9 protein-coding genes are annotated in these 12,121 nt (G+C 32.7%); 6 read left to right on the forward strand and 3 right to left on the reverse strand.

Features of this window, described 5'->3' with window-relative positions:
* The first annotated feature begins 56 nt into the window (after positions 1 to 56).
* The 5 genes from M4L39_RS07570 (at position 57) to M4L39_RS07590 (ending at position 5,639) form a co-directional block, all read left to right on the forward strand.
* Positions 57 to 1,409, forward strand: coding sequence for an isochorismate synthase (locus tag M4L39_RS07570; protein ID WP_277581488.1), 1,353 nt, complete (start codon positions 57 to 59; stop codon positions 1,407 to 1,409).
* Positions 1,402 to 3,084: a 2-succinyl-5-enolpyruvyl-6-hydroxy-3-cyclohexene-1-carboxylic-acid synthase gene (menD, locus tag M4L39_RS07575; protein ID WP_277581489.1), complete on the forward strand. Its 1,683-nt coding sequence runs from the start codon at positions 1,402 to 1,404 to the stop codon at positions 3,082 to 3,084. Before M4L39_RS07570 ends, menD begins: the two co-directional genes overlap by 8 nt.
* On the forward strand, positions 3,071 to 3,877 hold the full coding sequence (gene menH, locus M4L39_RS07580) for a 2-succinyl-6-hydroxy-2,4-cyclohexadiene-1-carboxylate synthase (protein ID WP_277581490.1): 807 nt from the start codon (positions 3,071 to 3,073) through the stop codon (positions 3,875 to 3,877). Before menD ends, menH begins: the two co-directional genes overlap by 14 nt.
* Positions 3,870 to 4,688, forward strand: coding sequence for a 1,4-dihydroxy-2-naphthoyl-CoA synthase (gene menB / locus M4L39_RS07585; RefSeq protein ID WP_277581491.1), 819 nt, complete (start codon positions 3,870 to 3,872; stop codon positions 4,686 to 4,688). Before menH ends, menB begins: the two co-directional genes overlap by 8 nt.
* A 492-nt stretch (positions 4,689 to 5,180) precedes the next feature.
* Complete coding sequence (locus tag M4L39_RS07590; protein ID WP_277581492.1) at positions 5,181 to 5,639, forward strand: MarR family winged helix-turn-helix transcriptional regulator; 459 nt, start codon at positions 5,181 to 5,183, stop codon at positions 5,637 to 5,639.
* An 80-nt stretch (positions 5,640 to 5,719) separates the two neighbouring features.
* Here the strand turns inward: M4L39_RS07590 and M4L39_RS07595 are convergent, their stop codons facing one another.
* Both M4L39_RS07595 and M4L39_RS07600 read right to left on the reverse strand, forming a co-directional pair.
* Positions 5,720 to 6,880: an aminotransferase class I/II-fold pyridoxal phosphate-dependent enzyme gene (locus tag M4L39_RS07595; RefSeq protein ID WP_277581493.1), complete on the reverse strand. Its 1,161-nt coding sequence runs from the start codon at positions 6,878 to 6,880 to the stop codon at positions 5,720 to 5,722.
* 123 nt (positions 6,881 to 7,003) lie between these two features.
* Positions 7,004 to 8,008 carry an acyltransferase family protein gene (locus tag M4L39_RS07600; RefSeq protein ID WP_277581494.1) on the reverse strand — a complete coding sequence of 335 codons (1,005 nt, stop codon included), beginning with the start codon at positions 8,006 to 8,008 and terminating at the stop codon, positions 7,004 to 7,006.
* A 204-nt stretch (positions 8,009 to 8,212) separates the two neighbouring features.
* Here M4L39_RS07600 and M4L39_RS07605 point away from each other — a divergent pair, with 204 nt between their 5' ends.
* Positions 8,213 to 8,635, forward strand: coding sequence for a MarR family transcriptional regulator (locus M4L39_RS07605; protein ID WP_069832179.1), 423 nt, complete (start codon positions 8,213 to 8,215; stop codon positions 8,633 to 8,635).
* Positions 8,636 to 8,778: 143 nt separating this feature from the next.
* On the opposite strand, the gene M4L39_RS07610 is transcribed toward M4L39_RS07605, so the two are convergent.
* The coding region (locus M4L39_RS07610) for a GW dipeptide domain-containing protein (RefSeq protein WP_277581495.1) at positions 8,779 to 12,121 on the reverse strand (3,343 nt) is incomplete at its 5' end.

Here is a 12,121-nt window from a genome sequence, read left to right on the forward strand (position 1 = left end):
AAAAGTGGTACAATATTATAATGAGTGTAAACTGATAAATGAAAGAAGTGAAATAGATGACTTTGGACGTCAAGGAAAGTGAAATTGTCGAAGCGGTATACGAAAGTAATCATACTTGGGTTTCTGTAGAAGCAAAATTAAATTATGAATTAGATCCTACTGTATTATTCCATATTACGGAAGACAGTGCAGGAGACCGTTTTTATTTTAAAAAAAATGACAACGAAACTTCATTCTTTGGCTATCATGCTATTAAAAGATTTAAAAATGACTTTGAAAGTAAACAATCTATTTTCCGTGAATGGGAAAAATATAAAAGTGATATTGATTTAATTCATCCAAATTCAGAACGACATCATTTAAAGATATGTGGTGGGTTCCAATTTTCAACACATAAATCTGGAGATGAGTGGCGTGAATTTGGTATTAATCATTTTATATTACCTGAAGTATTGGTAACTATGGAAAAAGGAAATACGTATATTACCTATACTGTAGAAGCAGCTCAATTTGAAATTGACTCATTTTTAGCGATTATAGATAAGTTAACTCAAGAAAATGTTAGCCCAGATTTTGAAAAAGGTGATATTAAACGCATTGAGGATATTTATAAAGATGAGTGGCGTGATCTAGTTAAAGATACCATTGATATATTAGATGAAAATAAAAAAATTGTGCTTGCAAGAAAACGATTGATTATGTTTGATAAAAATATAAACATTCCATATATCTTAAACCAAGCAACACAAGGTGAACATAATAGTTACTTATTTGTATTAGAATCACAAGACAGTGTATTCTTTTCACAAACACCTGAACAATTAATGGAAATTAATGATGAAATCTTATCTACAAAAGCAGTTGCAGGTACGATTAAACGTACCCACCAAGATGATGTAGATAATGAAAATATAAATGCATTTTTAAACGATGAAAAAAATTTGAATGAACATCGCTTTGTAGTAGATAGCATATTGAATGACATTGATTTATATGTAGAAAATATTACGTACAATAAAAAGCCGCAAATTTTAACAAATGATCATTTGTATCATTTATATACGAAAATTAAAGGGCAATTGATCAGTGAATCTTACATTGGTTTATTAGATAATCTTCATCCGACGCCGGCACTTGGAGGTTATCCAAAAGAGGAAGCAATTGAATATATTGAACAAAATGAGTTTGGAACACGTGGACTTTATGGCGCACCAGTAGGTTATATTGACATGTACGATGATTGTGAATTTATCGTTGCAATTAGGTCTATGTTAATTAAGAAAAATCAGGCAACATTATTTGCTGGTTGTGGAATTGTAAGAGATTCTGATGCAGATAGTGAAGTAGAAGAGACTGCTGTTAAATTTAGCCCAATGATGAAAGCATTAGGAGTCGAGAAATATGAATAACCATACAACTGCATTAACAAAACAGGTATTTACTTTTGTTTCAGAATTATATGCATACGGAATAAGAGAAATAGTGATAAGTCCAGGATCTCGTTCAACACCAATGGCAATTGCAATTGAGGCACATCCTAAAATGAAATCTTGGATCCATCCAGATGAACGTAGTGCAGCTTTCTTTGCAATGGGATTAATGAAAGGCAGTGAGCGACCAGTTGCGATTCTTTGTACATCTGGTAGTGCAGCTGCGAATTATACACCTGCCATTTCTGAAAGTAGCTTGAGTCATTTGCCATTAGTGGTATTAACAAGTGATCGTCCACATGAACTCAGAGGCATTGGGGCACCACAAGCAATAAATCAAATAAATATGTTTGCAAATTATACACAATATCAATTTGATTTCCCGATTGCTGATAGTAGTGATGACCAAGACTGTATGACGAATACTGTTAAATTCCAATTACAAAAAGCGAGTCAGTATTTATATGGCCCGCATCGAGGTCCAATTCATCTGAATTTGCCATTTAGAGAGCCACTGACACCTGATTTAGAAAAAGTTGAATGGTTAACTTCAGATACGAAGATTATGCCACATTATCAAAAAACGACAAGCCTCAATGAGATAAATGTGACTGTTAAAAAACGCAAAGGCCTTATTATTGTTGGTGATATGCAACATCAAGATGTAGATCAAATACTCACATTTGCGACGATACATGACATGCCGATACTTGCTGACCCATTAAGTCAATTACGTCGTGAGCATCATCCTAACGTTATAACAACATATGATTTATTATATAGAGCCGGACTGGAAGTGGATGTTGATTTTATAATTCGAGTAGGTAAACCAGTTATTTCTAAAAAATTAAATCAATGGTTAAAAGAGACGAACGCATTTCAAATCTTAGTGCAGAATAACGATAGACCAGATGCATTTCCAATAACCCCTCATGTTTCTTATGAGATGTCTGCCAATGATTTCTTTAGACAATTATCTGAGACGACTACTGTTGAACGGAAGCAATGGTTAGAAAAATGGCAATCATTAGAGAAACATGCCAAAGTTGAAATTAAAGATTATGTAAGAACTGCCACAGATGAAGCGGCATACGTAGCAAATGTACTAGACAAATTAACAACCAATGATGCATTATTCGTGAGTAATAGCATGCCAATTCGGGATGTAGATAACTTATTTACTGACTGTGAAGCAGAGGTCTATTCAAATCGTGGCGCTAACGGTATCGATGGTGTTACTTCAACAGCATTAGGCATGGCGGTACACAAGAAAGTGACATTGTTGATTGGTGATTTAGCCTTTTATCATGATATGAATGGCTTACTTATGTCTAAGTTAAATGATATCAACTTGAATATAGTGTTATTAAATAATGATGGTGGGGGGATCTTTTCCTATTTACCACAGAAAGATACAGCTGATGCCTATTTTGAAAGGTTATTTGGTACACCTACTGGATTAGATTTTGAACATACTGCGCTACTTTACGATTTTACATTTAAACGTTTTGAATCAATTGAAGCATTTAAATACACTGAGTTATCCAAATTTGGCGCACATATTTATGAAATTATGACGCATAGAGAAGATAACATGCAACAACATCTTAAACTTTATAAAAAGTTGAGTGATATTATCAATGTTACATTATAAATTTTATCGAGCAAATCAATCAACAAAGCATTTATTAGTGATGCTACATGGCTTTATTAGTGATCATCAAGCATTTGATAACCATATTAAAATAATGAAAAAAAACGTTAATATCGTGACGATTGACTTGCCTGGACATGGTGTAGATGAATCTCCGTTTGATAAAGAATGGGATTTTCCATTTATCAACCAACAGTTAGATGAAACGCTAGAAGTGTTCAAAGGATATCAATTGTTTTTACATGGCTATTCAATGGGTGGTAGAATAGCGTTGTATCATGCAATTCATGGCAACACTAAATTGACAGGTCTTGTTTTGGAAAGTACTTCTCCAGGCATCGAAGATAAAACAGCACAGATAGAAAGACAACAAGTTGATAATGCACGTGCAAAAGTGTTAGAAATTGCTGGATTAGAAGTTTTTGTTAATGATTGGGAAAAACTGCCACTCTTTTATACACAATATGATTTAGATAAGGCAACTAAAGTAAGTATTCGTAATATGAGAATGCGCCAAAATGCACCACGATTAGCAAAAGCGTTAAGAGATTATGGTACTGGAAAAATGCCCAATTTATGGTCGGAATTGAGTCAAATACAAATCCCAACATGTATTATTGTTGGAACTTTGGATGGTAAATTTTGTGAGATTGCTCAAAAAATGGTTTCAATCATACCGCAAACTGAACTTTTTGAAATAGCACAAAGTGGTCATACTGTTCATGTGGAAGTAATGGCAGAATTTGATAGAATAGTATTAGGTTTTATTCAAAAGGAGGAGCAAAATGACTAGACAGTGGGAAACAATTAAAGAATATAAAGAGATTAAGTATGAATATTACGATGGAATCGCTAAAGTAACAATTAACCGTCCTGAAGTTCGTAATGCATTTACACCAAACACGGTTCAAGAAATGATGGACGCATTTACTAAAGCGCGTGATGATCAACGTGTTGCTGTTATTATTTTAACAGGTGAGGGAGATAAAGCCTTTTGTTCGGGTGGAGATCAGTCTGTACGTGGCCATGGTGGATATGTGGGCGAAGATCAAGTTCCTCGTTTAAATGTATTAGATTTACAAAGGCTTATTCGTGTAATTCCAAAACCAGTTATCGCAATGGTAAGAGGTTATGCTGTGGGCGGCGGAAATGTATTAAACGTCGTATGTGATTTAACAATAGCAGCAGACAATGCTATCTTTGGTCAAACTGGACCAAAAGTAGGTTCATTTGATGCTGGTTATGGTTCTGGCTATTTAGCGCGTATCGTAGGACATAAAAAAGCACGTGAAATTTGGTATTTATGTCGTCAATATAATGCACAAGAAGCATTAGATATGGGGTTAGTAAATACTGTAGTACCACTAGACGAAGTAGAAGATGAAACTGTTAAATGGTGTGAAGACATTAAGAAACATTCACCAACTGCTTTAAGATTCTTAAAAGCTGCTATGAATGCAGACACAGATGGATTAGCTGGTCTTCAGCAAATGGCTGGCGATGCAACATTACTTTACTATACAACGGATGAAGCAAAAGAAGGAAGAGACGCGTTTAAAGAAAAACGTGATCCTGATTTTGACCAATTCCCTAAATTCCCGTAAGGAATTATCATATTAGCTCTCTATTGAAGGTTAATCACATAATATCGACAAAGTATCAAACTTTGTCGATATTTTTTGTGAGCTTTTCACAAGTACAAATTCGATTTTACTATATTTATTTCATACGTAATTAGCTAGAACATAGTTTTATGCTGTAGATTTGGACTCGTGCGGTTTCTAGACATCATTGACACAAAGTACTATTTTTATTGATTGATGCAGTTCATACAAAAATAAACATATACTGAAGTAATGTGATAGATAAAAACGCTATAATCTATTTTTTAGATTCGTTCTGAGATTAACTTTTCTGTTAGAGTTAATCTTTTTTATGTTAAATATCAGGGTATTATTATTTAGTATTAATACAATAGTGCATTATAATATGGATGATTATTTGTTGTTTTAAAAAATCTTTATTAACATTTAAATATATTTGACTGTTATTTTAAAGTATATTAATATTATAATGAAAAGAAATGAGGGAGAACAATGACATCAGACACTAACGGGCAAATAAGAAAAGAAATGTGTTACTTATTTTATATAACAAGTAAAGAAATTGTGAATCGTTTTAATCAATACTTAAAACAGTATGATATAAGCTTTCCTAATTATATTGTATTACTTTATATTGAAAATGATAAAAATGTTTATATTAAAACGTTATGTGATGAACTCTACTTAGATTCTGGTACGATAAGTCCTATAATTAAACGATTAGAGAAAAAAGAGCTTATTAATCGTATTAGAACGGAAGAAGATGAACGTAGAGTGAAAGTGAGATTAACAGAAAAAGGCTTGAAACTTAAAGAAGAATTCAGCAAAATCTCCGAAGATGTTATTCAACAATTTGATATGGAAAGTGAAGATTCTGTTACTTATTTTAAAATTTTAAAAGCGTTTGCTGAGAGAAATGTTTTTTATAAAAATGAAGAACCCAAATTATAAATATATAGAAAATATAAAATACCCGCTAAATATTGAAGCTAATTCAACATTTAGCGGGTATTTGTGTTTATAAATATTTATTAGCGATAATATTCGCTAATAAATTCTTCTAATCTTCTCATACCTTCTTTTAAGGCATCAAGTTCATAAGCATAGGATATTCGTACATGGCCTTTGCCTAAATCAGTAAAGGAAGATCCAGGCACCATTGCTACATGTGCTTTTTCAAGTACATCAATACAAAACCCAAAATCATCATCAGTAAAATTTTTGATGCTAGGGAAGATATAAAAAGCACCTTCTGGCTTAGCATCAAGTTCAAATCCAAGTGACTCTAATTTTTGAATTAAAAAATCACGACGTTCAATATAAGCTTTATTCATATATAGTGGCGCTTCTAGTCCTTCATTTAAGGCAGCAATACAAGCAATTTGTGCAGGTACATTCGCACAAATACAATTATAAGCATGCATAAATGTTAGTTTCTCAATTAAGTACTCAGGCCCAATTAAAAATCCAATACGAATACCAGTTGCAGAATGTGATTTACTTAAACCACCTACGAGTAATAGTTGATCACGGATGGCATGAAACTCTGCAAAAGAAGTATGTTTTCCACTAAATGTGTTTTCAGCATAAATTTCATCACTAATTATGAAAATTTCTTTGTCTTGCAATGTTTCAGTGATTGCTTGAACCTCGTCATACGATAATATGACGCCAGTAGGGTTAGTTGGATAGTTGAGTAATATTGCTTTTGTTTTGTCCGTAATATGAGCTTCTATGGCTTTAGGAGTGATTTTATACTCAGACTGAGTTATATCTATGAAAATTGGGATGCCACCCAATGTTTTAATCAGGGGAATGTATCCTGCATAAATAGGGCCAGGAACAATAATTTCATCGCCTTGATTAATAATACTGCGTAATGCTGTATCTAATGCTTCACTAGCGCCATTAGTAATAATAATTTCTTCAGTGCTATATTTAAAATGATAGCGTTGCTCAAAATATTCACTTACAGCGTTTCTTGTTTCAATTAGGCCTTTATTATGCGAATAGGTTGTTTGATCTTCTTTTATCGCATTAATATATGCAGATTTAACTACATCTGGCATAGGAAAATCGGGTTGGCCAATCGTTAAATTGATACAGTTATCAATGTTCTTAATACGACTTGAAAATTGACGTATGCTTGGAGCACTTAAATATTTAGCATTGTTGTTTAATGAAAGTTTCATTGATTATTTCACCTCAAGATTAAAAATACCGAATTGTATTTAAATATGTATGATTAATAGATATCATCAAATTATTTCTATCATAACATATTTAAAATAAATACAATTCGGTAAAAGCCTTAATTAACCTTTGAACTTAGAAGGTGATTGTAAATTAATAACTGGATTTGTCCATTTTGATACAAAACGTGTCGATAAAATATAGACAATGATACATGTTGCACTTAAAAGATAAATATAAGTTAAAACAGATATTTCATCTTTAAACGGATGAAGTCCAAAACCACGAACCACTCCGATTACAAGACCATGTAATAAATAAATATGCATTGTTCTACGTCCTATATAAGTAAAGAATTTTTCTTTTTCAGGTATTAAATTTAAGAAAGAAAACATAGTTGCTAAAATAATAAAATAAAGAAGTAATCTCTTGAAAGGGCTATAAAGATCTTGTTTTCCTTCTAATGACATGTAAGGTGAATCACCTAACAACCAGTCTGAATTGATTGGATGAATGGTATAGATTATATAGAAAACCACTAAAACTGTAATAGCAATAGGGACGAACTTTTTATTTCTTAAAATTTGTGTATGTTTACTTGTGAATAAATAACCTAAATAAAATATAGGGAAGAACATAATTGTTCTTGAAAAACTTAAATAATTATCAATATTGTCAGAATAACCAGCAAATAATGAAAAAATGATGGCTATTGGTAAGACAAAATAAGGTTTATAGTCTTTAACAATTACTAAAATAACGTGAAAGAAGAATAATGTAAGTAAAAACCATAGTGCGAACACCGGATCGAAAGGATCAAACTGAACGCTGTCTTCTTTACCTGTTAAATAATAATAGAAAGAGAAAAATCCAAAGAAAATTATGTAAGGTATTAATAGTTTTTTAGAGACTTTTTCTAAATAACCAACTTCACCTGCTTTTTTAGCGAAGTAACCAGAAATAAATAAAAATGCTGGCATATGGAAGCTGTATATTGTTAAATACAACGAAGATAGGTACGTGCTTGATTCATTATAGGGTTGTAATAAATGCCCGAAGACAACAAGAAATATCAACACTGCTCTTGCGTTGTCAAAAAAGTAATCTCTTTTTTTTAATTGCGCCATGCTTTTTCTCCTTTAAAAGTATCGGATGAATTTTATAATCACTGATACTAATTTATTATAAATCATATGAGAAATGCAACAAAATAGACCGATTTGTATTTTATTATTGTATATTATATAGAATGACATTATAATATTAAGAAATATAATAGTGTAATTTGATTGCTGGTAACAAGTAAATTAACATAGTGGAGATGAAGCAACATGTACAAACAACTAGAACAATTAATCACACTGACGAGTAACGACTTGAACTTAGTAAGTAGAAGATTTGGCCAACGTACAGATTTAACTTCAGAGCAATTAGAAATGTTAAGGATTTTATATAATTATGAAGTTTTATCTCAATATGACTTAACTATGAAAATTAATAAAGAACAATCAATTGTATCACGTTGGATAAAAAAACTTTGCCAAATGGGATACATAACTAGTAAACAATCTAATAAAGATTTAAGATGTAAAGATTTAATGGTAACAGATAAAACAAAAGAACTCGTACAACAAATTAATGAGGTAAGGGTAGCTTTAATTGAAGCACGTTGCCAAAATTTAACATCACAAGATATAGAAGACTTAAATCATTTGCTATATAAGTTAAATGTTCATCAGGCTTATTTACGCTAGATTATGGGAATTATTAATTTATATAAAAGTATTACAATATAAAAATTTAAGAGTACATGATTCACTCATAGACAATGTCTATTGAGTGATCATGTACTCTTATTTTAATTGTATAAAAGCAGAAAAAGTATTTTAGGTGTGACTTAAGCTTTATAAGTATTTACATCAAAATATTTACCTAATTTATCCATTGAATCATAGAAACCTTTAATACGTGTCGCATTGTGCTCTGCCCATCTGACATCAGTTGCGTATTGGTGTTCACCTGGGTTTTCAGGGTTCCAGCGCATTTTATAAAGTGTATTTTGACCTTGGTTGGTATATGAATTAGAAATGAACTTAGCACCACCAACGATTGCTTTTTGAACTGTATCCCAACCGTTAGATTTGGCAGTAGCGAAACCTTGTTTAACTGCATCGCTATCAACTGCTCCGATACCAAACATATTATAATACTTGTTTGGACCATCTGTTACGACTTTATCATCTACTACATCTCCGCCGTTAGCAAGTTCTGAAGTACCATCGCCTGTTTCTAATAGTGCATGTGAGATTAAATAAACTTCATTAACATTGTAAGTCTTTGCTGCTTCACTGAATGCTTCGCCTTGACCTTCTAAAATACCTTTACCAACTAAAAGTTCATCTAAATCTGCTGAAGAGATATCTTGAGCTCTATCTAAACGTAAGAATTGATATTTTTGAGTAGGGTCTTGTGCTAATTTACCAGTATCCATAGCATTTTTTATCTCGATAGGTGTAGCATCTTCCCATTTACCTGGTGTGTGTTGAATTTGAGGTTTGGTTTTTAAACCTGATTGAATTGCAACAGCCTCATCTAACGTTAGACCAGATTGATAATATTTGATTAATTCTTTACGTAAGTCTTCTTCTTTAATCCATACCATTTGGCCATTAGATAGTTTGCCATGATACCAAGTAACACCGTTGATAACTTGTTTCTCGAACACTGTAAAGATACTCTCATAGAAATCCTTTAATGATCCTGCCGGTTGAGCAGAAGTTGGATCTAAGTAATAACTACCATCAGCATTATAAATTACATAATCAAATTTTTGAGGTGTAACTGCCGATTTAGTTACGTCAGATGTTTGAGCTTCGGTTACAACTTTATTATTTTGGTTTGTTTTTAAATCTTTAGCCGCAATCCATCCAGTCTTGTTATTTACATTACCATATACATATTCATCTTTATCCACTTGAACTGATTTAGAAGCATTAAATTGATTGTTTTTTATATTTTTTAATGAATCTAATTGCTGAGCTTTTGTACCCCAAGGCACTGCATAAAGTCCGTTATTTGTAGATTTAACTGTGAACTGACCATTTTTAGCAGATGTTTTACTTAAATCACGTGTATTGATGTCTTTTGTATTAACCCAGCCTAATGGTGTATTTTGATTAGCGTTTTGAATTAATACATAAGTGTTATCGCCTTGTGTACGTTGTTTTGTAACATTAAATGTACGGCCTGATAATTTAGACGCATCTTTGGCTTTTGTATCATTGACTTTAGTTTTAATGCCAGAATTTGTATTGCTTAATTGACCAATTTTACTTACTGATTGAGTTTGGTTTGTTGTATTTTTAGTAGTAGCTTCATTAACTGTAATATCACCAGTTTGCATCCAACCTATATTAGTATTCGTTTTGTTATCTGTAATTAAGTAGAAACTATTACTTCCAAGTGTAGCTTTTTTACTTAATTTATAAGTATTGCCATTCACGTATGGTTTTTGTACACCTTGCTTGTCGTAAACCGAAGTGTAAACACCATGATTAGTTTTTGCTACAGTGCCTTGTTGGTTAGTAAGATTACTTATAGATAATTGACCTGTATTTGTAGATGGGGCAACAGTTGAACTTGGTGAAGACAACTTACTTAGACTTACCCAACCAGATAAATCATTTACAGAGCCATAAACATAGTTTGTTTGACCAATTTGTTGTTGTTTAGTTGCTTTAAATGTTTGATCAGCCTTACCAGAAACAGTTCCGGCTTTTTGTGAACTAGTACCCCAAGGGACTGTGTATAATATTTCGCCTGGTTTAATATTATAGTTTTTGTTTATTGCAGTAACAGGTTTAGCTGTATTATAATTTACATCATTTTGGTGAACCCACCCAATTAAATTACCTTTATTATAATCAGTAACTAAATAGAAATTTTCATTACCGATTTTGGCAGATTTTGTAACTTTTAAAGTTTGATTTGTACGATCTGTCTTTTTACCTTGTTGGTCATAAACTGTTGTATATAAGCCATCATTTGTAGTATTAATACGGCCAACACCATTATTAGCTTCTACTGTTAAGGAACCTGTTTTTGGTGGGGTAACAGTGCCAGCGTTGCTTGAACCGCCTGTACTACCTGAGCCGCCAGTGTTGTTTGAACCGCCTGTATCGGTAGATTCGTCTGTGCCACTAGTACTACCTGAAGATGTTTCTCCCCAAGGCGCTGCTTGACCAGTTTTAATTAAATATTTTTCATAGATCAGGTCATATAATTCATCATAACTGTAGTTATATGAAGCTAAATAACCATGAGGGTCTGTATGATTAGAACCACCTAGGAAAGTACTAACGGCTTGGTGAGTCCAAACTGTGCCTTGTCCATCGTACTCAGCGCTATCTGGTGAAAGACCATAATATTGTAAGTTTGTCGCTGCATAGTCGGCATAATTGTTAATTGAACGTGCAAATGAATCATAATCATGTGTATGAACTAACTCAACATGAATAAAACGATCGTTTGCAGCTGGTCCAGCGCCCCAAGCAAGATAATCAGTATTTGCGGTTTCTATAATACGGTCGCCATCAATATATGCATGAACAAAAGCACTATTGTAATTGTTCTTCATGTAGTTAATTTCACCAGTAATAGTTGAGTTATCATTTGCAGTTTCGTGTAAAACGATACCTTCTGGTTTACCATAACGATAGCTATATTGTGGCAAATAACTTGCAATATCTTGTTCATAATTTGGAGCTTGGAAATTATTGTTACGAATATAGTTATTAAGTGATGAACTCACTTGCGGACCATATGCTGGTAGAGAACTTGTGGTGCCAGCTTCTCTAGTTATTGCAGAACGCGTTGGAAATGTATTGCTTGTATCTGTACTTAACGTTGTCGCAGTAGCACTTGGCGCGCTCGGTTTAGTTGCGACTGCTGTCGCAGTTGATGTTGTATTACTGTCTTTTTTAATGTTTTGTTCACTTGCGTCAGAAGAAATGTCATCTTCTTTATCTTGTTCAGAAGCTTGAGTATCTTCATCATCTTGAGCGTCTTTATCAGAAGTGTCATCTTCGGATTGTTGAGCCTCTTCAGAATCTTGTCCGCTTACGTCAGAAGAAGTGTTATCTTCTTTATTTTGTTCCGGAGATTGATTAGTTTCATCATCTTGAGCGTCTTTATCAGAAGTGTCATCTTCAGATTGTTGGGCCTCTTCAGAACCTTGTTCG

Origin of the sequence: Staphylococcus equorum (assembly GCF_029531845.1) — a bacterium.
Lineage (GTDB): Bacteria > Bacillota > Bacilli > Staphylococcales > Staphylococcaceae > Staphylococcus > Staphylococcus equorum_C.

Excerpts from the sequence above, each read along its gene's own strand:
- M4L39_RS07600 (WP_277581494.1), bottom strand. The coding sequence starts at position 8,008 with ATGGCGCAATTAAAAAAAAGAGATTACTTTTTTGACAACGCAAGAGCA.
- menD (WP_277581489.1), top strand. The coding sequence starts at position 1,402 with ATGAATAACCATACAACTGCATTAACAAAACAGGTATTTACTTTTGTT.
- M4L39_RS07590 (WP_277581492.1), top strand. The coding sequence starts at position 5,181 with ATGACATCAGACACTAACGGGCAAATAAGAAAAGAAATGTGTTACTTA.
- M4L39_RS07605 (WP_069832179.1), top strand. The coding sequence starts at position 8,213 with ATGTACAAACAACTAGAACAATTAATCACACTGACGAGTAACGACTTG.
- M4L39_RS07595 (WP_277581493.1), bottom strand. The coding sequence starts at position 6,880 with ATGAAACTTTCATTAAACAACAATGCTAAATATTTAAGTGCTCCAAGC.
- menH (WP_277581490.1), top strand. The coding sequence starts at position 3,071 with ATGTTACATTATAAATTTTATCGAGCAAATCAATCAACAAAGCATTTA.
- M4L39_RS07570 (WP_277581488.1), top strand. The coding sequence starts at position 57 with ATGACTTTGGACGTCAAGGAAAGTGAAATTGTCGAAGCGGTATACGAA.
- menB (WP_277581491.1), top strand. The coding sequence starts at position 3,870 with ATGACTAGACAGTGGGAAACAATTAAAGAATATAAAGAGATTAAGTAT.